The organism is Acetobacteraceae bacterium (genome assembly GCA_004843345.1).
In the GTDB taxonomy this organism is placed as follows: Bacteria; Pseudomonadota; Alphaproteobacteria; order Acetobacterales; family Acetobacteraceae.
Window position 1 is genome coordinate 81,392 of the sequence record CP039460.1, and the last position, 23,741, is coordinate 105,132.

Below are 23,741 nucleotides of genomic sequence, written 5' to 3' on the forward strand. Positions count from 1 at the left end.
TTATTTTTTCTGACAGCAAAAAACAAGAGCTCTCTCTTTCCCTGTAAGATCGTCTTGCTGTCCTAAAAGTGAAAATCCCAAAGATTCTGCAATCGTACAAACTTCTCTTCCTTGGCCTTCACCAATCTCAAAAAAAATCTTCCCTTCTGGAAGCAACATTTTTCTAGCTCGTTCAAGAATAAGTTTATAACAATCTAACCCATCTTTACCACCATCCAAAGCAGAAGAAGGCTCAAATAAAGCAACTTCAGGCATTAAACTCTTAATATCAGTCGTTTTTATATAAGGTGGGTTCGAAATAATAAAATTAAATTGTCTCTCTATTCCTCGCCCCCAATCGGAGACAACAAACTCAGACCTCTCCAAAAGATCTAAATTTTTGGCATTTTCTTGCGCCAAAAAAATAGCATTTGGAACAATATCCGTTCCAATACCAAACATTTTTATGCGTTCAGATAAAATACTTAATAAAAGACATCCCGTTCCTGTTCCCAAATCAAGAATAGAAGCCGAAATATTTTTATCTGGAACCATTTTCAGAAATAATTCAATTAGAGCTTCACTATCTGCTCTGGGAATAAGCGTTGACTTATCAACTTTAAAGCTGTCATTCCAAAATCCTTTTTCGCCCGAAATATAGGCCAAAGGCTCTCTTTTAATTCTTCTCGAAACGGCTTCTTTGATACGCTTTTGCTCCAGAACAGAAAGTTTTTTTTCTGTTCCTTTAATCCCACTCCACTCTGGCAATAAATCTCTAAAAAGCCACCAAGCCTCTCTTTTGGCTGAATCAATCCCCGCTAAAAGAAAAGACTTCTCCGTTTCTTCCAATAAAGCATCCAAAGAATCTTTAAGACCGGCCATTAATCCCAACTACCTAAAGCTTCTATCTGCGCTTGCTGAGCGAGGCCATCAACAATTTCATCTAACTCACCAGCCATAACTTGAGACAATTTATATAGTGTTAAATTAATTCGATGATCGGTAACACGTCCCTGAGGAAAATTATACGTACGAATACGTTCAGATCGGTCGCCTGTTCCAAGTTGAGACTTCCTATCTGCAGCCCTAGCATCATGTAGCTCTTGACGTTGACGTTCATAAAGTCGTGCACGCAAAATCTGCATGGCCCTTAATCTATTTCGGTGCTGACTTTTTTCTTCCTGAATAGCAACGACAATTCCAGTTGGCAAATGTGTAATTCGTACAGCACTCTCTGTTTTATTAACATGCTGACCACCAGCTCCAGAGGCTCTAAAAACATCAATTCTAAGATCTTCATCTTTTATATTCACATCGACCTCTTCTGCTTTTGGCAGAACAGCAACCGTTATCGTTGAAGTGTGAATCCTGCCCTGACTCTCAGTTGAAGGTACACGCTGTACACGATGAACACCTGATTCATACTTTAAAAAAGAAAAAACAGATTTTCCTGTAATCTCGGCAACCCCTTCTCTAAAGCCTGAAAGTTCGGTTTGACTAATAGAAACAACATCGAACTTCCACCCTTTCTTTTCAGAGAAGCGCCTATAAAGTTCAAACATATCACCTGCAAAAAGAGCTGCTTCATCCCCTCCTGCAGCTGGACGTATCTCCAGAATAGCACTCCGCTCATCCATTTCATCTTTTGGAAGAAGCGCTAACTTCACTGCCTTTTCTAAATCTGGGAGTTTTAATTGCACCTCATCTAAATCATTTTGTGCTAGCTCTTTAAAATCATCATCCTCAAGCAGCTCTATAGCCTCCGCTTTTCGCTTGAGTAATTTTTGCCAAGCATTAATTGCGGCAACAGGCTCTTCTAAAATAGCATATTCACAGGCAAGTTCAGCATATTCATCTCCTTGAGCAGATAAAAGAAGATGTTGAACTTCTGCAAAACGTGCTAGAATTTTTTCTAGCTTTTCATCCATTTTCATCTTGGTTTCCTTTAACCTTTAGAAGATAACTCTAATAAGGTTGAAAGAAGATCAGTCTGAGAAATTAAAATTTCTTTCCTTGTCCTTAAATCCCGAATCTTAAGTTTTTCTTGAGAAACTTCTTCTTCTCCTAGAAAAATCACAAAATGACATTCTTCACTTAAAACCTTTGAAAGACGCTTTTTAATACGCCCTTTTGCATCAATTTTTACAGACCAATCTGCCTCTCTTAAAATAGAAGCAATCTTCGCTGCCACCGAGATTTCATTCTCTGTGGTTGGCAAAACTGCGACATAGGCATCCGGCTTTATTTCCGATCGCCCTTTTAGAACTTCGACTAATCGATCAACCCCAGCTGCCCAGCCAATCGCAGGAATAGAAGGTCCACCAAGCTCTTCAATAAGCCCTTCATATCGTCCTCCACCTAACAATGTATTCTGAGCTCCCAAAGCATCTGTGACGAATTCAAATGCCGTATGAGAATAATAATCCAGTCCTCTAACAATAGAAGGATTAACCTTATATTCCACACCAAAATCATTCAAAGACTGACAAAGTTCGTTCCAAAAAGCTTTTGAATTCTCATTCAAATAATCATGTGCCAAAGGAGCATCCGCCAACAAGGCTTTATCTTTTTCAGATTTGCTATCTAAAATTCTAAGAGGATTCACAAGCAATCTATTTTGACTTTCTTCTGAAAGCTCATTTTTAAATTTCGAAAAATATTTAACCAAAGCATCACGCCAATTTTGACGGCTTTCAATATCTCCAAGTGTATTTATTTCCAATGAAACAATATCACTTAAACCAAGTGATCCTAAAAAATCTGAAGCCATTTTTATGACTTCAGCATCACGCCAAGCGGCCTCAACACCAATAAATTCAACGCCAAATTGACGAAACTCACGAAAACGCCCTTTTTGTGGTCGCTCGTAACGAAACATTGAACCATGATAAAAGACACGTTGGGGCAGAGACTGCGTAAGACCTTGTTCTAAGAAAGATCGGCAAACAGGTGCAGTTCCCTCGGGGCGAAGCGTTAAAGTGTCCCCGCCTTTGTCCTGAAAAAGATACATTTCTTTAGAAACAATATCAGAACTATCCCCCAGCGTTCTTAAAAACAGCGAACTATCTTCAAAAATCGGTGTCTGCCACTCATCGAACCCATAACGTCTCAAAATTTTTCTGCCTTTTGCAACAACATCTTGATGCAAAAGCTGATCTATACCTGCTAGATCATGGGTCCCTCTTGGTGTTCTGATAAGTTTCTTACTCATAAGATATTTTAAGCCAACTCTGTAATTAGGATTTTTTTGATGCTTGTTCTATAGCCAAAAGAGCAACATGTTTTTCGACGAGCTCCACAATTTCATCAATCATATTCTTACCCTCAAGGGTATTTGCCTGCTTCCCCGCTTGATACAACATATGTTTTCCAGACCCACCACCAGTGACTCCTAAATCTGTCATTAATGCCTCTCCTGGACCATTAACAACACAGCCAATAATCGATAAGGTCATCGGAGTTGTAATATGCTCTAAGCGCTGCTCTAAGGTTTGAACCGTTTCGACAACATTAAATCCTTGTCGGGCGCAAGACGGACAAGAAATAATTTTAACACCTCTATGACGCAGTCCCATAGATTTTAAAATATCCCAGCCGACCCGCACCTCTTCTTGTGGCGGAGCAGAAAGGGAAACCCTTAAAGTATCTCCAATTCCTGACCATAATAAATGTCCAAGACCTATAGAGGATTTTACTGTACCAGCTCTGCGAGAACCTGCCTCTGTAATCCCGATATGCAATGGGTAATCACATTTATTTGCCAGATCTTTATAAGCAGTAACAGCCATGAAGATATCTGATGCTTTTACGCTAATTTTAAACTCACGAAAATCTGCGTCTTCAAGAATTTTAGCATGTTCCAATGCACTGGCAACAAGCGCTTCTGCGTTTGGTTCACCATATTTTTCTAAAAGATGACGCTCAAGCGATCCGGCATTGACGCCAATACGCATAGAACAACCATAATCTTTTGCTGCTTGAACAACCTCTTTAACTCTGGAAATGTTGCCTATATTTCCTGGATTCAATCGTAAACACGCAGCGCCAGCCTTAGCCGCTTCAATTGCACGCTTATAATGAAAATGAATATCAGCAACAATTGGAACATGAGCTTCTCTAACAATTTCTTTTAAAGCTGTGGTACTTTCAACATCAGGACAGGATACGCGGACAATATCCACGCCAGCTTTTTCCGCCTCATGAATCTGAGCCAAAGTAGCGACAACATCCGTTGTCAAGCTATTCGTCATTGTCTGAACAGAAATCGGCGCATCACCGCCGACCTCAACAGCTCCAACATTAATTTTTCTTGATTTACGTCTTGGCAACGTTCCATTTAAATGCATAAACACCCCACTTAATCTTTAAATAAAAGGCAAAAAAATAATTAGATTAATTTTCACTTGCTTTTGGTAATTTAAAATTTCTTAGAATCCTCCCTGTCTTACCTAGGGGACGATATTGGTCACTTTTCATTTTAATCCCGATTGAAGAAGCATCATTCACAGAAATAAAATATTTCCCACCGCCTTCTGGAGAAACCCATTTCTTTCCATTTTCCATGCTTCCTTCATAAATTACTCTACCATTCTGATCTATTATAGTGGAAACAGTGCCCGATTTTAAAGCAACAAGGCTGATTTTCTTAATAGAGCTGGTATTGTCTTTTCTGGTTTGATCTGAATCTTTTTCCAATGAAACACTTTGACCACCTTCCACGGGAGCAGTAGATGGATATTTCATAGAATAATTTAAAATAGGCTTGGGCTCCCTTCGCATTTTAGGAACCTGAAGAGGTGGAATTACCGACTCTAACTTCTCACCTTTTACTTGCTCTGATAAAAAAGAAAGCTGCGCGGGGTGACTTATCCTATACCACCCGACATAAGCAATCACAGTAAGTGAACACCCTATCGAAAAGAAGATAAAAAAAGGTAGACGTCTTCTTGGAGTTATCGACAAAGACTTTAATTCTCGTGCATTTTTAGCCTTCTGTTGCTTCAAGAAAGTTGTACGTTCCGCACCACTCTGCTTTTCAAAAACAGTTTCTTCAAAACTCTTCTTTAAATCTAAATCTAAAAAGTCAGCGTACGCTTTCAAAAAACCTAAATAATAAACCCTTCCAGGAAAAAATTTTCTATTATTTACTTCTAAAGCTTCCAACTGATCTACTTTTAAGTGAAGTTTTTTAGCAACAAAAGCAAGCTCATAGCCCAAATTCTGACGGCGTTGAAAAAGAGCCTGACCTATACTCTCTATAGAGTGAGACTCTTCTCTCTGTGTCTCTGTATCTGCCATGGATCTTTCTCCACAAAAATCTAAGATTTTTTAAAATCTTAGAAAACGCCCCCTTCTTTTAAATCATTTCCTTTTTTTTCAATAGCCGTAATTGCTTGCAGACGTAAATTCTCAATAATCTCACGAACTGGCAAAATTTCTTTAACAAGGCCTACTGATTGCCCAGCCATGAGAGAACCATTTTCAATATCTCCCTCGATCACAGCTTTTCTTAAAGAACCTGCCCAAAAATGTTCAATTTCCAGCTGAGCTTCTTTCAAAGATGTTTTGCCATCTTGATAGGTCTCAATCACTGAAGCTTGATGTTTCATAAATTTTTTAGAAGCATCATTCTCAATTGCCCGAACGGGAATGACTGGAAAACGCTCATCCAATTGGGTTGTTACTACGGCATCCCTTGCATTTGCACGTATAAAGGACTGTTTAAAATTCTCATGTGCTATACTTTCTTTACTCGCAGCAAACAATGTACCCAATTGGATCCCCGCAGCACCCTGCTCTAAATAAGCAAGCATTGCCTCTCCACGCCCGATACCGCCAGCAACAAAAACAGGGACGTCTTCCAAATGTGGTAAAATCTCCTGTGCCAGGACAGTCAAAGAAACAGGTCCTACATGTCCACCAGCTTCTGCACCTTCGATAACAATCGCATCCGCTCCAGATCGAACAAGGCGCTTTGCTAATGCTAAAGTTGGCGCAAACACCATTACTTTAACGTGGTTATCATGAAGACGCTTGATTACTTTTTCTCTCGGAAGGCCTCCGGCAAGAACAACATGTGAAACACCATTTTTAAGACACACATCTATTAACTCATCCAGTTTTGGGTGCATCGTTATCAAATTCACACCAAAAGGAAATTTTGTAAGGGCTCTTGTTGCCTTAATTTCCTCCTCTAATCGTTCTGGTGCCATCGCACCGCATGCAAGCACACCAAACCCACCCGCATTAGAAATAGCAGACACGAGACTTCGCTCACTTACCCACGACATCGCACCTCCTAAAATGCTGTAACGTGTCCCAAGAAAGTCGCATCCTCTTTGACAAAGCGCCTTTAAATGTCCCTCTGCCTTTTTTGCACCTACCATTTTATCCTCATTTTCCCTTAATAAATATCGTAACGACCCCAACAAAAATTCAATTAAGCCTTTTTATCCAGACCATAATTATGGTGTAAACACGATAATAGCTCAGAAGTTACGGCTTGTGGAGTGAAAGCGAAAATTTTCAAATCTTCCCTAAGTAAAGTAAAAAAATCTATACGAGATTCAGATAAAGATTTCAGAAATAAATCTAGAAAGATTTGCTTTTTCAAAAGCCCTCGACCAATCACAGTTACCTTTGAGAGGCCAGTCTCTATTTCAACCGAAGAATAGGCTAATACCTCTGAGAAACAACAAATAAATTTTGCGGTAACAAGTGCATCTCCTTTGGACATAAACAAAGACCAAGCAGAAGAATTATTGTTTGTTGATACGCCAACAGCAGACGCTTCAATCATAATCCCTTTTTTCCTAAGTTCATCCAAAACAACTTTTTGTACTTCCTCAGAAGGATCACAATCTAAAAGAATAACAGCAGCCTTATCTAAATCTCTGGAAACTCCGATAACCCTTTCTAAATCAAGAGATCCTGAAATCACCTTTGTTCCTGCTCCCTCAAATAATGGAACAAAAGCTGATAAGACCCGGACTGGCACATTATGCGCCATCGCCATGCTAACACTTAACGGCTGAAGGACTTTCGCACCATTTTTAGAAAATTCTAACATTTCCTCAAAAGTAATTTCAGACAAGAGCTGAGCTTTTTCAATAACTCTAGGATCCCCTGAATAAACGCCTTCTACGTCAGTATAAATATCACACTGATCTGCCTTCAAAGAGGCAGCAACTGAAACTGCGGTTGCATCGGAACCGCCTCGCCCTAATGTAGCAATCCGCCCATAAGTATCTATTCCTTGGAAACCAGAAATAACAGGAACTTCTCCCATTTCAACAGATTGCATCAATTTCTCAGATTCAACCATAAAAGAAACAGTACCATTTACCCTGTGAAGAACACGAATAGGAATTTGCCAGCCCTGAAAAGAACGTGCCTTCACGCCTTGATTTTGAAGTGCCACAGCCAATAAACCGCTTGATATTTGTTCCCCTGAAGACAAAACCGTATCATACTCTTGTGCGTCAGGCGTTTTGGATAAACCTAAGCAGCGTCCTATCAGCTCATTCGTCATCCCTGCCATCGCGGAAACGACAACGGCAACTTTATTCCCAGCCATGACCTCCCTTTTAATTAAATCGGCAGAAGCTCTCATCCTGTCTAAATTTCCAACAGAGGTCCCTCCAAATTTCATAACAACCATCTTAGAATTTTTTTCAGAAGAAAAAGTTTCAACAGTTGTTTCAGAATGGCGCGCGAGCATGCTTTCACCCAAAAAGTCAAAAAAAATTAATGTAATTCGTAATATTCTCGTTTTACAACGTCTGCGTTTATTTCGTATTAAATAAAATGTTTTTAAATCATTTTTTAGAAAAAAGCATGACAAACTCTTCCACTCTTCCCAACGAAATCTCCCAATTTAGTGCTCTTGCCGATAAATGGTGGGATCCAAAAGGCCCAATGTCCCCCCTACACGCAATGAATCCTGCAAGAATTGAATGGACTCAAGATCAAATACTCACCCATTTTAAATGCCAAAAATCAGAAATTACCTTACTTGACTTAGGATGTGGGGCAGGTATTGCGACAGAAGCCCTTGCTAAATTGGGCTTTTCTGTAACAGGTGCAGATGCTAGCCCTGAAGTTCTTAAAGTGGCAAATAAACGCCTAGAAAAAAATAATGCTTTACAAAAAAATATTTCCTATGTGAATGCTAATGGAGAAGAATTGATTGCTGATCATAAGCAATTCGATGTTGTTTGTGCCTTCGAAATTATTGAGCACGTTAGAGACCCCGAAGACTTTTTGAGAATACTCGAACAACTCACAAAGCCAAACGGCCTTATCATTGTTTCAACTCTAAACAAAACATATGCCTCCTTCCTGGAATCAAAAATACTAGCAGAATATTTCCTTCGTCTTCTTCCTGTTGGAACACATAATTGGCATAAATTTCTTGTCCCTTCTGAACTCGCCCGTCTAGGCAGGAATGTTGGTCTTAATCCTGAAGGCATAGCTGGTCTCCAATTTGATTATCCCTATTGGAAAACCAAAAGAAGCCCTGGATCAAACTATATCCTGAGCTTCCAAAAAACTACTACATGACGCAATTCATTCACATAAAACAAAGGAAAGTCTTAAAGCTTTCCTTTCATAAATGCTAATGTCGTCGGGCTTCCAACTGCTGTAAAATCATGCGTAAAAGCAATGTCCCCGCTTCTCTCATTTACTCTGAAAGACGTAATTGAATCCGATCTTTGATTTGTTACAAAAAGGAAGTTTGCATCAGGATCAAACATCATCGCTCTTCCATAATCCGCATGAGACCATATCTCATCCTGAAGCGTCAAAGTTCCATCTGATCCAACCGAGAAAACAGCAATAGAATCTCCTAAACGATTAGAAACATAAATAAATTTTCCACTTGGTGCGATAAGAATTTCAGCAGCTAAAGTAGATCCTTGAAATTGTGAAGAAACCGTACTTACCGTCTGAACAGGAAGAACCTCTCCTGTCTTATCATTAAATTGAAAGACGGTTACCTTAGAATCTTGCTCACACAAATTATAAAGCATTGTTCCAGCTTTATTGAAAACAAAATGACGTGGTGCAGATCCTGGCTCTAAATCGACAAAGGGGATCGGGGCTGGTAACAACTTCCCCCTTTTATGATCCAAACGCCACACATACATTCTATCTAAACCAGCGTCATTTGCAATAATCCACTTACCAGAGGGTGATGTGGAAATCATGTGAGGGTGTGACCCCGTGTGATCTGAAACTGCAAAATTCCCCGGAGGATTGTCCTTAGCTCTTTCAGGGCGCTTAGGACCAGATAGATGCTGAATATCTGTTGGCTTTCCAAGAAAGCCCCCTTTATGAATAGGAACGACAGAGACACAACCGCCTATATAATTAGCAATTAAAAGATATTTTCCTGAGGGATACACACTAACGTGACAGGGAATAGGGCCTCCCGTTGAAACTGTATTTGTTTTTGTCAACAAACCTGTTTTTTGATCAACAGCATACCCAGTAACACAGCCTGATTTTTCAGGGCCATAATTATCAATTTCACTGATTGCAAAGAGATAATCATTTTTAGGGGACAAAGTTAAAAATGATGGGCTAGAAATTCCCATGTAAACTGTCTTTAAACTTAGCGCTCCAGTAGCAGTATTCATCTCAAAAAGATAAATACCCTTTCCATTTCCATCGACACCAGCAGGGCACTCTTTCGTATAACACCCCACATAACAAAAAATTTTCTCTCCTGATTTCTTTGGAAGTGCTGAATCAATATCAGAGTTAACAATGCTATTTTTTTCAGCAGATGCAACATATGGCACCACAGCACCAATGAGTGCGCCCCCAGCCAAAATACGAGAAAAATTCCGACGCGATAAAACGGATGATAATTTTTCTGTGCTTAGTTTATCTCTCTCCATTATAAGTCACCCAAATAACATTCTGAAAATAGCAACCTATTGTTAAATACCTTTTTTCATTTGACAATTAGGCTCTAGTTAAGATTCTTCTAATCAACAACAAAGCGTTCTTGATGCCTCTGCATTTCACAAGATACGACGAAAAATCATCCCTCACCCTTACTAAGGAACATCAAACCCCAGTGAGGGGAAGAAGCACAAAAAACACTCTCGGCACATAAAAAAGAAAAAGACAAATACTACTTTTTAAAAAACGTTATTCCATTCCCAAAATAGTATTCAATCTTCCACTATTCTCTAATGACAATAAAGCATCACAGCCGCCAATAAGCTCACCATCAATAAAAATAACGGGAACTGTCTTCTGTCCACCAGAACGCTTAATAACAGCTTCTCGAGCTTCACTCCCTCTAGGCGCATCAATATGCTCAAACGGAATTCCTTTATCCTCTAATAATGCAAGGGCTCTCTGACAAAAAGGGCAACCTGGCTGTGTGTATATCTGAACTTTATGCATTCAATCCTCCTGAATATTTTTCTTTTTTCACCATTGCATACTGTTTACGAAAAAGAAACCGTATTAAGGCGACCTCTAATCGCGACGACAGTCATAACAGAAGAACAACTTGAGGCGAGCAAAGCCTTACTGCAGGCTTCCGCAGTTGCGCCACTCGTCATAACATCATCAATCAAAATAGCTCTCCTGCCTGCAAAAGATAGAGAACAATACTTCCGACGCACACGAATAGAATTTTCTAAACATCGCCGACGCTCTGAAGAAGACATTTTTCCTAATGATTCTGTTTCCCGATATCTTTCTAAAAAATCTGGAAAAAAAGGCAATCGTGACAACTAAGAAAAAGCTCTCCCCAATAGTGCAGACTGATTATATCCTCTTTTTCTGAGTCTCTTTAAATGTAGAGGGACTGGTACGATAAAATCAGTTGATTTCAAAGAAGAAGCCGCCACAGAAAACATAAATTTTGCAAAAATTGGTGCAAGTCTATCTTGACCAGAATATTTCAAACGCAAGATAAGATATCGGGCGAAGGGATTATAAACCAACCCTGCTCTGCCCTCCTGCCAATTAGGTTGAGAAATAAGACATGAGGTACAGACATTTAACGTTTCTATTGATGCCACAGAAGGTGCGCCACATTGCGGGCAAAAAGGCGCAATAATAGGTTCTAATCGCTTAAAACACTCGACACACAAAGAATCTCCCTGCATAACTGGAGCTTCACAGGAGACGCATGCTGAAGGAAAGAGGAAATCTACTCCTCTTTCCTTCAAGCTTGAAAATTTTTTAAAGAGTATCAAGAACCTTCAAAGATTCTGTAGGAAAATTCACTTTTTTAAGATTACTTTCCATATCTTTTTTAAGTTTTTCTTTTCCTGAAGGAGACAAAGCCTCCACTCTAGCAATAATAGCTGGCTCTGTATTTGAACACCTTAACAACCACCACCCTTCTGGAAAAGAAGCTCTTATGCCATCAATATTATAAAACTTTTGCCCTTCTTTTTCTAACAATGCAGACAATTCTTTAATAACAGAAAACTTCTTTTCATCTGGAACAGCCAAGCGAATTTCAGGCGTTGAAAAAGTTTCTGGGAATTCAGCACGAATTTCTGATAAAGGGCGACCACTGCGAGAAAGCAAATCAATCACACGGACAGCACTATAAATACCATCATCAAATCCATACCATTTATCTGCAAAGAAAAGATGACCTGACATTTCTCCAGCCAAGAGCGCCCCGACTTCGGCCATTTTAGCTTTAATAAAAGAATGCCCACACTTCCACATCACAGGCTTTCCACCAGCCTGTGCAATCTGATTGTAAGTATTTTGGCTACATTTTACTTCACCAATGATAGTCGCCCCAGGAGATGACTTAAGAATATCTTTAGCTAAAAAAGCTAAAATTTCATCTCCCCACATCACTCTACCTGTATTGTCTACGACACCAACCCGATCAGCATCACCGTCAAAAGCAACACCAATATCCGCCCCCTCAGATTTAACAGCATCTTTAAGGAAAGAAAGATTTTTTTCTACAGTTGGATCAGGATGATGATTAGGGAAATGACCATCAACTTCAGAAAACAAAATTTTATGTTCTCCTGGCAAAATCGCTGTTAAAGCCTCTAAAACAGGCCCTGCAGCTGAATTTCCACTGTCCCAGATAACTTTTAAAGATTTCTTTCCAAGATAATCTTTAGCTATCCTTTTAACATATGCCTCTTTAAAATTTTTATTTTCCACCTTCCCTTTGGTACGAGAAGAGAGATCAAAGCCTTTCTCTGCCAAACGACCTAATTCTTTAATAGAATCTCCAAAAAAAGGCTTCCCCTTCAAGGTAAATTTAAAACCGTTATAATCGCTTGGGTTATGACTACCTGTAATCATAATTGAAGCGTCAGCATCACTCTCCACCCCAGCATAATAAACCATGGGGGTCGGCCCGAGACCAATGCGCAATACATCTAGACCCGCATCCGTAATACCTGCAACGAGTTTTTCCTCCAATGCTGGACTTGAAAGACGACCATCATACCCAACAATAATTTCCTTTCCACCGGCGAAACGAACCTCTTCGGCAAAAGCACATCCAATAGCATAAGCATCATCCAAACGGAGGGTCTTCTCAAAGATCCCACGAATATCATAAGCTCTCAAGATATTGTCATCAAAACGATGCGAAAAAACAGCGGAGGTAGACATCTTTCCTTCTCTCAGACTTTGCAGTCAAAAATTCTAAATCTCAAACGTACTTCTTCAAAAAAGCCCTAACACCATCCGAAAGGTCTTTCCTTTCCAAAGAGCAAGCTATTTGCGCCTCTAAAAATCCCATTTTGTTTCCACAATCGAAACGACGCCCTTTGTAATTCACCCCATAAAAATCCTGAGAGCGAAGCAACTCATGCATTGCATCTGTAAGCTGTATTTCGCCTCCCTCGCCAGGCGAGACCTTCTCCAGCTCCTCAAGAATTTCTGATTTAAAAATATAACGTCCAATGATAGCTAAGTTAGAAGGCGCTTTTTCTGGCTGCGGCTTTTCAACAAACCCTTTAACCTTGACAAGACCGCCTTGCTTCTCTGCAATATCTAAAATACCATAACGGTTAGTCACGCTAGGATCTACTTCATCCACAGCAACAACATTTCCCCCCGTTTTTTCATAAGCTTCTGTCAGCTGCTTCAGACAACCCGGCTTTCCCAAAACAATGTCATCTGGCAACAAAACAGCAAACGGATCTGAACCGATAAAACTCCTAGCACACCAAATAGCATGCCCCAATCCTAAAGGATTCTGCTGACGCACAGCAACGAGAGACCCAGCGGCAACAGAGCTTTCTTCTAGAACTTTCAGAGCTGTCTTCTTATCACGTTTTGTCAATAAACTTTCAAGCTCATAGGCAACATCAAAATAATCAATTAAATTATCTTTTCCACGCGCCGTAACCAAACAAAACTCTTCAATACCGGCTTCCCGCGCTTCATCCATTGCATATTGAATAAGCGGCTTATCTACCACAGGCAGCATCTCTTTTGGGATTGCCTTTGTTGCAGGGAGAAAACGCGTCCCTAGCCCAGCCACAGGAAGAACAGCTTTGCGCACCGGCTTTATCATATCATATTCCAAATTCTATGAAGGTAAATAAGTATTCTCTCTTAAGAATAACAAATCTAATAGGCTTGCGCTAGTTTGTTTATAAAGTGAAATTTGTATGGTGCGGCCGAGAAGACTTGAACTTCCACGGGGTTGCCCCCACAACCACCTCAAGGTTGCGCGTCTACCATTCCGCCACGGCCGCTCACACCATAAATGCTTCCTAGGATAAGTCCAAAATTTGGAACTCTCCAGAAGTCACGCTATATAAACGTTTTCTTCTCTTTATGACAAGAGCTTTATGACTAATTTCTCAAAAAAAATTTGGTTTGAAACAAAAAATCTTGTTTCTTATCCTCTCGCTATGAACTTAATGCAGGATTACGTTCAAAAAATTGCAAGAAACAAAGCTCCTTCTCTTTTTTGGCTTCTAGAACACCCACCTCTTTTAACAGCTGGTGTAAGGGCTAAAAAAGAAGATCTTATTTCTCCGAATCTTTTTCCAGTATATGAAACAAATAGAGGCGGGCAGTGGACGTATCACGGTCCAGGACAACAGATCATCTACACGATGCTAGACCTTAGAGAAAAACAAGGGATTCTTCATCAAAATGATTTACGGGAATTTGTTTTCTTACTCGAAGAATGGATTATTTCAACACTTTCGGCACTTGGCTTAGAAACTTTTAGACGCCAAGGACTTACAGGAGTCTGGATCAAAAGTAAAAATGGAAAACTTGCAAAAATTGCCGCCATCGGTCTAAGAGCTACAAAATGGATTTCTTGGCATGGAGTTAGTCTTAATCTAAATCCCATTCTCTCGCATTATGATGCAATCGTTCCCTGCGGTGTCAAAGAAGATGATGTCACAAGCTTAAAAAATGAAGGACTAAAAATAACAATGCCTGAGCTACGCCAAATCCTTTTTTCACAATGCCACAAATTCTTTGGCGAGTTTATGCGGGCGGAAGACATACAGCCTTCGCCTGACTTTTCTGTTGCTGAATATTTTCAAAAAACACTTGAAGGTAATATCCTGCCATAGTGGCCTTCATGCCAGAGAGTATTACCCTTTCTCCTTTGTTTGAGAAAAACAAGCTCACAGTGCACTTTTTCATATGAAACATTTTTGAAAGTTCAATCATATAAGAGCCATCTTGCAATTCTGTCACTTGTTCAAGATGTGCCCCTCTTGAAGTAAGCTTTATGGGGAAATCAAGAAAATTTGAAAAAGGCGTCCCCTCTATTTTAAAAAAAGTTCTCTCGGCCGTTTTAGAGTTTTCTTCAATTAAACGCTTAGAATCCAAATATAAAATTCCAGGATCCGGCTGTTGATACTTCAAACAAAAATGGCCAGGCTCAAAAACAAATTTACCTTTTCCGTTCCGAAAATTACCTTTTTGTATAAAATCCCCACTTTCAAACGATTTTTGATTGAAATAGTCTTCCGCTTTATGAACAAGATTCCACTCATGCTCTGACAAACTAGACTGTTTAGAAAAACAGCCTGCCAAAGAAAAAGAGAGCGTCATAACGGACAAAATTTTTCCTATATGAATTTTAAACAAAAAAGCCCCCATCCATCTTATTATTACTCACATAAAACTCAAGCCGTTTTGGGCGCACTTAAAGACAACTTTAAAGAATGAAGACCGGAATTAAATTCATCTCTTAAAAGATCATGTATCATACGTTGACGATTGATATAAGAAACACCATTAAATCTAGCACTCTTTATCGTGATCAAAAAATGGGTCTCCTCCACAGCTTCGGCAGATCCTTGCTTTTCAATCCGATGCATATGATTGGCATGCCGCCTGCTTTCATCAACAATATTTATCTCATCATTTGGAAAAGCCTCTGTTAAAAGCTTTGAAATCCGTTTAAATCTAGGCTTCAAATCTGTTGCGTTCATAATATGCTTCCTTATTTTCTTTATTAATCTCGGAATTATATAAATATTTCATACGGTAACAATAAGCAAAGACATTGGAAAATGTCTTCCCCTGATCCAAATGCGCCGAAAAAAAGCTGTGCCTACCCAAACTGTACCAAAGACGCAGGCTATAAAGCTCCAAAAAGCAAAAATTCAAATTTGGGTTATCACTGGCTCTGCTTAGAACATGTTCGGCTTTACAATGCCAAATGGGATTTCTTTAAAGGAATGAGTTCTGAACAAATTCAACGGGAAGAACATGCAACCTTTTATTGGAATCAACCCACTTGGAGCAGATCCAACATAAAAAATTTTGCACATCCTACGATAAAAGACGATATTTTTACACAAACAAAAACAGCATCTAAAGAAAAACAAACGGCTCCTGCTACCCTTTTACAGTCTTTAAAGATTTTAAATCTCTTTTGGCCTGTAACGAAAGAAACTCTTCAAAAACAATACCGCTTTTACGCCAAAAAATATCATCCTGACATGAATCCTGATAATGCTCTCGCTGAAAAGCAATTCAAGAAAACTAACCAAGCTTACCAAGAGATAAAAAAATTCTTAGAAAGAAACGAAAGCTTTTTAAAGAAATAGACCAACCTCTCTTTACAAACTATGATGATGCAATGAAATTTCTTTATCCATTTTCTCTCGGAGCTTTCTTAGCTCTTATGGTCTCTCCTGCGTTGGGGCACGCCTCGACAGAAACACTTCCATCTCTCGGAGAGAAATGTTTTACGTTTCATTCAGAAGCTCAAGATTCTTCTGAAAAATATAGGTTAAAAGCATCTAAGTTCTTTGCATCCCTCACAGGAACTGGAATCTCTTTGACTGCAGAAAAGTTGCTTGTATCAGATTCTACCAATCAAATGACTGCCGAAGAGCTTTCTAAAGTTAATGCTCTTTCCGCCTATTTGGCTCTAAGTGGCTATAACCATGGACTTAGCGCCAATTGTCCAGGCCTGCCGTATAAAGAGCTTATTGCAATTTCAGGAAGGCTTCCGGCAGCTCAATGGGAAAATATCCGAATGGATCGCCCCATTGAATCAGCATTTCAACCAAGATCACATCAGAAAATTTTTATCAAACATTTAGATATTCACGCCTTAAAAGATCCCAAAAACGGCATTCGTGGAATATTTGATGCAAAAGGGGTCTCAGGAGAAAATGCCCCGCTTACACCAAAACAGGCAAGCGGCGACTTCACCTTTACCCCAAATGTCAGCCCACCATATAAAATTATTGTTCGCAGTATGGAAGGTGTCGTTGGAGACAGTAAAATTTCTGGACATGGATATGTCTTAGCAGGTGAAGATATCGCACACTCCAAAAGCAAAGCCCATCTTTCTATTGGAAAAATCGGAGACCTTATAGAAAAATCAGCTTCAACTCTTGGCCCTCAAGCTACCGCAGCACTGCTCCTTGCTAGATTAGTTTCTCACCGAGAAAATGATGAAATGGTCAGTTGGGATATTGAACTGGACAATGGCGCCAGCAAGGTCAATGGAATTAACGTTCCTTACTTTGTTCACTAAGTAAAGGGCATCAAAGAAAAAGCTAAAATGCAATGTAGGCTGTAATTCCTGGAAGAATTTTAACTTGTTCAAGGAGTTTCGGTGTAACGGGGTAAAAAGCTGGCAGATCCAGAATAAATTTTTGTTCTTTTTTCTCAAAAAGAAGGGATATTCTACCAGCTCCAGATGGGCAAGAATCCAACTTATCCTTCAGTAAGGAAAGAGAATCCCCATTCTTAATCACAATCACCATATTTGTTTTGCCTTTTTGTATCTCCGATTCTAATGCTGTTACGCGCCGAGCAGTTAAACGAAATGCTTCTTCCTCTTTACGAATAGAAATACTTGCAAAAACTTCTGAACCTTCTTTAATAAAAGGTCTGGCATCTTCTAAAACTTCCGAAAACATCACAAATTCACAAGTGCCATAACCATCACTGACAGTCAGCCAGGCCATTTTCTTGCCACTTTTCGTAGGACGCTCTTTTCTTTGAATGACGATGCCCGCAATTGAGATAACACTTTCTTCACTTCCCAAGTCTAATGACTCAATTTCAGAAATAGGCGTGACATTTATTTTTTTAAAAACATCTTTATAACTATCAAGAGGATGAGCGCTTAAATAAAAACCAATCGCAGAATATTCTTCTTGTAAACGACGTGAGGTTTCCCACATAACAGGCGGTTGACGAAGAGGTAATTCACTAAATGCTTTTTCTTCCTCAATACCACCGAATAAACCACTCTGTCCTGATGCTTCCTCAAGTGCTCTTGCATGAGATCGGGCTAAAACAACATCAATATTTTCAAAAACAACTTCGCGTTTCATAGAAAAGCCATCAAAAGCCCCTGCTTTTGCGAGATTTTCCAATTGCATTTTATTTAAAAATCCACCACTACAACGTTGAGCAAAATCCGTTAAATCTGTGAATTTTTTATTACCTCTTACGCGGCACAACTCTTCCATAGCACTGAGGCCAACTCTTTTAACCGCAGCAAGAGCATAGCGTATAATATATTCTCCGTCCTCTTGCCTTTCGACAGAAAAATCTGCTTTAGAGTGGTTAATATCTGGTGGCATGACCTTAATATTCATCCGGTCAGCCTCTTGGAAGAAAACAGCCAATTTCTCTGTTTTTTCTCTTGAAAGGGACATGCATGCTGCAAGAAATGCCACTGGATGATGCGCTTTCATCCAAGCTGTTTGATAAGAAACAAGCGCATAAGCAGCCGCATGAGATTTATTAAATCCATAATCTGCAAATTTAGCCATCATATCAAAGACAGAATTTGCATCTTTTTCAGAAATCCCTTTCGCAACAGATCCTTTAATAAAAATTTGGCGCTGCTTTTCCATTTCCGCTGCAATTTTTTTACCCATTGCACGCCGTAAGATATCTGCTTCCCCAAGACTATAACCCGCCATTTCCTGCGCAATCTGCATGACTTGTTCTTGGTACACCATAATCCCATAAGTTTCTTCTAGGATTGGTCTGATCGTTTCATGTGGAGATTCCCAGTGTTCCCCATGTTTTCGGCGGCAATAAGCTGGAATATTTTCCATCGGACCTGGCCTATAAAGCGCCACACCAGCAATCAAATCTTCAAATCTATTTGATTGCATCTGTTTGAGCATATCCCGCATCCCAGGACTTTCAAACTGAAAGACGCCAACGGTATCCCCTTTGGCCATCATCTCAAATGTTTTTTGGTCATCAAGCGGTATATGAGATAAATCGACCTCAATTCCTAATTCTTTTAAAAAATCAACACCTCGCTTCAAAAGGGTCAAGGTTGCCAAACCTAAAAAGTCAAATTTCACAAGCCCCGCTTTTTCAACGTATTTCATTGAAAATTGGGTAACGAGCATACCGCTTTCATCTCGGGGATCTCTGTAAAGAGGAACCAACTCTACAAGTTCCCTATCCCCAATCACAACACCTGCAGCATGGGTTGAGGCATGCCGGAAGAGCCCTTCTAGCTGAAGGGCTCTTTCTAAAAGAACCGCCTCATCGTCATCTTTTCTCTGCTCAATTTTCAAAAGTTCCGCTTCTTCCGAAATGGCCTGCCTTAAAGCCATTGGTTTCGCAGGATTATTGGGAATCAGCTCAGCAATACGATTAACAGCCCCGTAAGGAATCCCGAGGACACGTCCGACATCCCGAACAGCTGCTTTTGCCTGTAATTTTCCAAAAGTAATAATTTGTGCCACACGGGTTGAGCCATATTCATCCCGGACATAGCGGATAACCTCATCACGCCGATGCTGACAAAAATCAATATCAAAATCTGGCATCGAAATACGTTCAGGATTTAAAAAACGCTCAAAGAGGAGACTGAAACGAATAGGATCAATATCTGTAATCGTTAAAGAAAAAGCGACGAGAGAACCTGCACCAGACCCACGCCCCGGTCCAACAGGAATATCATGTGCTTTTGCCCATTGAATAAAATCAGCAACGATTAAAAAATATCCAGGAAATCCCATACGGATGATAATGCCTATTTCGTGCTCTAGGCGTTCTTCATAAATTTTTCTGGCATCATCCTTTAAATTCATAACAGCAAGACGTCTTTTGAGGCCATCTCTTGCCATTTTTGTTAGAACCTCGCCAGCATCTTCATTTTCTCCAACATTTTTCGATATCGGTAACAAAGGTTTTATAGAGCGAACTTCAACATGACAGCGGCGTGCTATCATCAAACTATTTGAGAAAGCTTCGGGAATATCCTTAAAAAGCTCTTTCATCTGCTTAGGAGATTTAAACCAACTCCCCTTAAATGCCTTCTTTCTATCTTCTTCTGCAGCGACTTTTCCTTCTCCAATGCAAAGGAGAACATCCTGCGCCATTCTCATTGTAGGGCTTGAAAAAAAACAATTATTAGTTGCCACAAGCGGAATGCTAAACCTATCCGCTAAAGCAACCATATCGCTTTCTATCTGCTTTTCACCGGGAGCGCCAACACGTGTTAGCTCAACAGCCAGATTATCCTTAAAAGCATCTAATAAGCGAGAAAGAAGTTTTTGAGCTTGGCCTTCATCCTGACGGAGTAAAAATTGCCCTAAAGGACCAAGAACACCTCCAGTTAAAAGAAAAATCCCTTCAGCATGATTACATAAAAATTCAATAGAACTGAAAGGCGTTGAGGGATTCCCTTGAAGATATCCTTCTGTCGAAAGCTTGCGTAAATTAAGAAGACCTGCTGAGTTCCTTGCTAAAGCAACAACTGGGGAGGCATTCTCGCCGTCAAAAGATACGCCAAGTTGACACCCAATAATTGGTTGAATCCCTCTTTGACGACATATCCCTGAGAATTCTAAACTCCCAAACATATTGCCACTATCCGTTAAGGCAGTGGCTGGCATTTTATAGCGTTGCGCCAACTCGGCAATATCACTGACGCTCATGGCGCCTTCACTTAAAGAGTACGCCGAATGATTACGGAGATGAACAAAATCAGAATAAGGCATAGTATCTTTCGATTTTTATAAATGCGATCATTCCCGATGCCTATTTATATCTCAGACCAGAATGACTTTTCCCTGATGTAAAGAAAAATTCTTATCCATTCTCTGAGCTATTTCAACATTATGGGTAACAATTAAGGCGCCTGCTTTTTCTTTACGAACAATATTTGAGATGGATTCTAGCACTTGCTCTGCTGTATCAACATCCAAATTTCCAGTTGGCTCATCTGCCAAAAGCAATACAGGCTGATTGATCAAAGCACGCGCAATCGCAACACGCTGCCGCTCTCCGCCAGACATTTTTCCGGGTTGGCTGAGCATCCGATGCCGAACGAAGAGCATCTCTAATAAATAAGCAGCACGTTCCTCAGCCTCTTTAATCGGTTTTCCAGCGGTTAAAGCCGGCAGCATAACGTTCTCAAGAGCCGTAAACTCTGGCAAAAGATGATGAAACTGAAAAACAAAACCTATTGAATCTCGACGAAGAATCGTTCTTTCATAATCATTTAATTGGTGTGCACATTTCCCCGCTATCATCACCTCACCGCTGTTTGGAGATTCCAACAAACCAGCAATATGCAGTAAGGTTGATTTTCCAATGCCACTTGGCCCGACCAAACCTACCAACTCACCAGGCCTAATTTCCAGAGAGGCTTCTCTCAAAATTTCAAGTCTTTGTTCTCCAGAATGGAAAATACGACTAAGATTCCTAAGACTTAAAACAGCATCAGCCTTCACGGCGCAACATCTCCACAGGATCTGTATGTGCGGCACGCCAAGAAGGATAAAGCGTCGCCAAAAGCGCTAATACAAGCGCCAAAACAATCACCTCAGCTACCTCGAACCAATCAATCCGAACAGGCAGTTGAACTAAAAAATAAACCTCAGAATTGAATAAATTTACGCCCATAATTTTTTCTAACAAATGACGAATATGCTCAATATTTAACGCGAAACTAATCCCTAAAACTGCTCCAGCAATCGTTCCCATTATACCAATAGCTGCACCACACATGACAAAAATGCGCAGAATGCCTCCTTGGCTTACGCCAAAACTCCGCATAATAGCAATGTCTTCTCCCTTATCTTTCACCATCATAATAAGAGAGGAAACAATATTGAAAGCAGCAACGAGGATAATAAGACTTAAAATTATAAACATCACATTTCTCTCAACGTTCACCGCACTGAGGACACCGTTTGCACCTTGTGTCCAATCAGAGACACGCACCTCTGGCATCCCAATAGTCGATATAATATCACGCCCTATTTTTCTGGCATTCATCGAATCATCCGCTTCGACTTGGAGAAGAGACACCTCATTTTTCTCAAGTAAAAGAAAATTTTGAGCCTGCGAAAGTGACATTAAAACAACGCCACTATTGTAATCATTCCAATCAGCATCAAAAATAGCGGCAACGCGCAGTTTTATGGCTCTCGGCATTGTTCCAAAAGGCGTTGAACGACCAGTCGGTGAAAGTAAATTAATTTCTGAGCCAATCGTAAGCCCAGCACGTTGCGCCATCGTTACACCAATGGCAACGGAATTCTGATCTTCTAAGTCTTTCCAATCTCCATCGACCAAACCATCACTTAAAGCATGCCATTGCTGTAAAGCATCAACGGATATGCCTTCCAGTTCTGCCCCCGTTGTATAGCGCCCGCTTTGAAACAAAACAGTTCCTTCAACCAAAGGCGTTACACGCTTCACTCTTGGAACTGTCTCTACTTTTGAAACAATCTGTTGATAGTTTTGAAGATTTCCCCCTGAAACATACATATTAAGGTCTCCATGAAGACCAAGAACTCTTCCCATAAGATCTGCTTTAAAGCCATTCATGACTCCCATCACAACAATCAATGTTGCAACACCAAGCATAATTCCAAGAAAAGAGAAAATAGCAATCAAAGAAACAAAACGATCTCCACGGCGTGCACGCAAATAACGCCACGCCACCATTCTTTCAAATTTACCAAACATTACCCTATAACAGCCTCTAGACCACAAGCTTTCATGTACTCACGACTCTCGTCTGACGGGTTTTCTAAGTTTACGGAAATGGCCTCTCCTCCGCTTCTACGAGAAAGTTCTATTTCTCCATTTTTTGCACCTTTTGGGCCAACAACAATTTTCCAAGGAGCTCCCATAAGATCTGCATCGTTAAATTTAACGCCTGCCCTCTCTTTACGATCATCATAGAGAATATCATTGGCATTTATTTCATAAATCTTCTCGCAAATACGATCACACGCCTCATCCCCCGGACGCAGATTAATAAGAGAAATACGATAAGGCGCAACCTGTTCTGGCCAAACAATCCCCTTTTCATCATGAGAGGCCTCAATAATCGCACCGACTAGTCGAGAGACACCAATCCCATAGGATCCCATGTAAGGATAAATTTTATCTCCATTCGGTCCGGCAACAGATATTCCCATGGCTTCTGTATATTTTGTTCCAAAAGAGAAAATATGCCCGACTTCGATTGCTCGCCCATTCACCTGAAACTCTTGGGGAATTTCATTCCATAGAGCTTTCTCATGCTTCTCTGAAGTTGCGGCATAAGTTGTATTCATCAATTTTTTCAAGAATTTTTTAGGATCTTTCTTAACATCTTCAGAGGTTTGCGCAATCTCACGCCTCTTGTCGTAAAAAACTTCACTTTCACCTGTCGGAGCTATCACAAGAAATTCATGACTTAATGCACCGCCAATGGGTCCTGTATCCGCTGCCATTGGAATCGCAGTAACACCGATACGTTCGAAAGTACGCAAATAAGAATGCATAATTTGAAAATAAATATCTTCAGCATCTTCTGCTGAAAGATCAAAAGAATACCCGTCTTTCATCAAAAATTCACGTCCACGCATCACACCGAAGCGAGGGCGAATTTCATCTCGAAATTTCCACTGCAATTGATACAAGTATTTAGGCAGTGTCTTATAAGAAGTTTCTGTTGCCCCAAAAATATCTGTAATCATTTCTTCATTTGTTGGGCCATACAGCAACTCACGTTCGTGCCTATCTTTAAAACGCAACATTTCTGGACCATAAGAATCATGACGACCCGACCTTTTCCACAACTCTGCTGGTTGTAAAGTAGGCATCAGGAGTTCTTGACCACCAATATGATCCTGTTCTTCACGAATAATATTAGAGATTTTACGTAAAACACGCAGTCCAGCAGGAAGCCAAACATAAATTCCAGAAGTAATCTGACGAATAAGTCCGGCTCTCAACATCAGTTGATGAGAAACAATTTTTGCCTCCACAGGCGTCTCTCGTAATGTGGGCTGAAATGCCTGGGTAAGGCGCAT

Annotated in this window: 22 protein-coding genes and 1 tRNA gene; 4 read left to right on the forward strand and 19 right to left on the reverse strand. The window is 40.1% G+C overall.

Annotated elements, in window-relative coordinates; all coding sequences use genetic code 11:
* Genes prmC through FAI40_00410 form a run of 7 tightly spaced genes read right to left on the reverse strand, consistent with a single transcriptional unit; the run spans window position 1 to window position 7,699 of the window.
* The gene (prmC, locus tag FAI40_00380) at window positions 1–861 is read right to left on the reverse strand and encodes a peptide chain release factor N(5)-glutamine methyltransferase (protein ID QCE33921.1); all 861 of its coding nucleotides are present in this window, start codon (window positions 859–861) and stop codon (window positions 1–3) included.
* A complete protein-coding gene (locus tag FAI40_00385) occupies window positions 861–1,913 on the reverse strand; it encodes a peptide chain release factor 1 (GenBank protein QCE33922.1) in 1,053 nt (350 codons plus the stop codon). Before FAI40_00385 ends, prmC begins: the two co-directional genes overlap by 1 nt.
* An 11-nt stretch (window positions 1,914–1,924) precedes the next feature.
* Entirely contained in the window at window positions 1,925–3,190 is a 1,266-nt protein-coding gene (locus FAI40_00390; protein ID QCE33923.1) for a histidine--tRNA ligase, read from the reverse strand.
* Between the two features lie 25 nt (window positions 3,191–3,215).
* On the reverse strand, window positions 3,216–4,325 hold the full coding sequence (gene ispG, locus FAI40_00395) for a flavodoxin-dependent (E)-4-hydroxy-3-methylbut-2-enyl-diphosphate synthase (GenBank protein ID QCE33924.1): 1,110 nt from the start codon (window positions 4,323–4,325) through the stop codon (window positions 3,216–3,218).
* Between the two features lie 46 nt (window positions 4,326–4,371).
* Complete coding sequence (locus tag FAI40_00400; GenBank protein QCE33925.1) at window positions 4,372–5,277, reverse strand: hypothetical protein; 906 nt, start codon at window positions 5,275–5,277, stop codon at window positions 4,372–4,374.
* A gap of 38 nt (window positions 5,278–5,315) precedes the next feature.
* Window positions 5,316–6,365 (reverse strand): 2-nitropropane dioxygenase, encoded by a 1,050-nt coding sequence (locus tag FAI40_00405; GenBank protein QCE33926.1) that lies wholly within the window; start codon window positions 6,363–6,365, stop codon window positions 5,316–5,318.
* 53 nt (window positions 6,366–6,418) lie between these two features.
* Window positions 6,419–7,699, reverse strand: a complete 1,281-nt coding sequence (locus tag FAI40_00410) for an aspartate kinase (protein ID QCE33927.1) — start codon at window positions 7,697–7,699, stop codon at window positions 6,419–6,421.
* A gap of 116 nt (window positions 7,700–7,815) precedes the next feature.
* Here FAI40_00410 and ubiG point away from each other — a divergent pair, with 116 nt between their 5' ends.
* Window positions 7,816–8,541 (forward strand): bifunctional 2-polyprenyl-6-hydroxyphenol methylase/3-demethylubiquinol 3-O-methyltransferase UbiG, encoded by a 726-nt coding sequence (gene ubiG, locus FAI40_00415; protein ID QCE33928.1) that lies wholly within the window; start codon window positions 7,816–7,818, stop codon window positions 8,539–8,541.
* 32 nt (window positions 8,542–8,573) lie between these two features.
* On the opposite strand, the gene FAI40_00420 is transcribed toward ubiG, so the two are convergent.
* The 6 genes from FAI40_00420 to FAI40_00445 form a co-directional block, all read right to left on the reverse strand.
* Window positions 8,574–9,884: a lactonase family protein gene (locus FAI40_00420; GenBank protein ID QCE33929.1), complete on the reverse strand. Its 1,311-nt coding sequence runs from the start codon at window positions 9,882–9,884 to the stop codon at window positions 8,574–8,576.
* 256 nt (window positions 9,885–10,140) lie between these two features.
* Window positions 10,141–10,401: a glutaredoxin 3 gene (locus tag FAI40_00425; protein QCE33930.1), complete on the reverse strand. Its 261-nt coding sequence runs from the start codon at window positions 10,399–10,401 to the stop codon at window positions 10,141–10,143.
* Between the two features lie 44 nt (window positions 10,402–10,445).
* A complete protein-coding gene (locus tag FAI40_00430) occupies window positions 10,446–10,670 on the reverse strand; it encodes a hypothetical protein (protein ID QCE33931.1) in 225 nt (74 codons plus the stop codon).
* 520 nt (window positions 10,671–11,190) lie between these two features.
* Entirely contained in the window at window positions 11,191–12,609 is a 1,419-nt protein-coding gene (locus tag FAI40_00435; protein QCE33932.1) for a phosphomannomutase/phosphoglucomutase, read from the reverse strand.
* Between the two features lie 40 nt (window positions 12,610–12,649).
* A complete protein-coding gene (galU, locus tag FAI40_00440; protein ID QCE33933.1) occupies window positions 12,650–13,519 on the reverse strand; it encodes a UTP--glucose-1-phosphate uridylyltransferase GalU in 870 nt (289 codons plus the stop codon).
* Window positions 13,520–13,617: 98 nt separating this feature from the next.
* Window positions 13,618–13,703: transfer RNA gene (locus FAI40_00445), tRNA-Leu, on the reverse strand.
* Window positions 13,704–13,799: 96 nt separating this feature from the next.
* On the opposite strand from FAI40_00445, the gene lipB reads away from it, so the two are divergent.
* The gene (gene lipB, locus FAI40_00450; protein ID QCE33934.1) at window positions 13,800–14,543 is read left to right on the forward strand and encodes a lipoyl(octanoyl) transferase LipB; all 744 of its coding nucleotides are present in this window, start codon (window positions 13,800–13,802) and stop codon (window positions 14,541–14,543) included.
* On the opposite strand, the gene FAI40_00455 is transcribed toward lipB, so the two are convergent.
* Together FAI40_00455 and FAI40_00460 are read right to left on the reverse strand one after the other, a co-directional pair.
* Window positions 14,455–15,030, reverse strand: coding sequence for a hypothetical protein (locus tag FAI40_00455; GenBank protein ID QCE33935.1), 576 nt, complete (start codon window positions 15,028–15,030; stop codon window positions 14,455–14,457). The two genes, lipB and FAI40_00455, sit on opposite strands and share 89 nt — an antisense overlap.
* 74 nt (window positions 15,031–15,104) lie before the next feature.
* Window positions 15,105–15,413, reverse strand: a complete 309-nt coding sequence (locus FAI40_00460; protein QCE33936.1) for a BolA family transcriptional regulator — start codon at window positions 15,411–15,413, stop codon at window positions 15,105–15,107.
* 81 nt (window positions 15,414–15,494) lie between these two features.
* Between FAI40_00460 and FAI40_00465 the strand changes: the two genes are divergently transcribed.
* Together FAI40_00465 and FAI40_00470 are read left to right on the forward strand one after the other, a co-directional pair.
* A complete protein-coding gene (locus tag FAI40_00465) occupies window positions 15,495–16,034 on the forward strand; it encodes a J domain-containing protein (GenBank protein ID QCE33937.1) in 540 nt (179 codons plus the stop codon).
* Between the two features lie 32 nt (window positions 16,035–16,066).
* Window positions 16,067–16,975, forward strand: a complete 909-nt coding sequence (locus FAI40_00470) for a hypothetical protein (protein ID QCE33938.1) — start codon at window positions 16,067–16,069, stop codon at window positions 16,973–16,975.
* A 22-nt stretch (window positions 16,976–16,997) separates the two neighbouring features.
* On the opposite strand, the gene dnaE is transcribed toward FAI40_00470, so the two are convergent.
* Genes dnaE through FAI40_00490 form a run of 4 tightly spaced genes read right to left on the reverse strand, consistent with a single transcriptional unit; the run spans window position 16,998 to window position 23,741 of the window.
* Window positions 16,998–20,426, reverse strand: coding sequence for a DNA polymerase III subunit alpha (dnaE, locus tag FAI40_00475; GenBank protein QCE33939.1), 3,429 nt, complete (start codon window positions 20,424–20,426; stop codon window positions 16,998–17,000).
* Window positions 20,427–20,477: 51 nt separating this feature from the next.
* A complete protein-coding gene (locus tag FAI40_00480) occupies window positions 20,478–21,161 on the reverse strand; it encodes an ABC transporter ATP-binding protein (GenBank protein QCE33940.1) in 684 nt (227 codons plus the stop codon).
* Window positions 21,151–22,404: a lipoprotein-releasing ABC transporter permease subunit gene (locus tag FAI40_00485; protein ID QCE33941.1), complete on the reverse strand. Its 1,254-nt coding sequence runs from the start codon at window positions 22,402–22,404 to the stop codon at window positions 21,151–21,153. The genes FAI40_00480 and FAI40_00485 overlap by 11 nt, the downstream gene beginning before the upstream one ends.
* Entirely contained in the window at window positions 22,404–23,741 is a 1,338-nt protein-coding gene (locus FAI40_00490) for a proline--tRNA ligase (protein ID QCE33942.1), read from the reverse strand. Before FAI40_00490 ends, FAI40_00485 begins: the two co-directional genes overlap by 1 nt.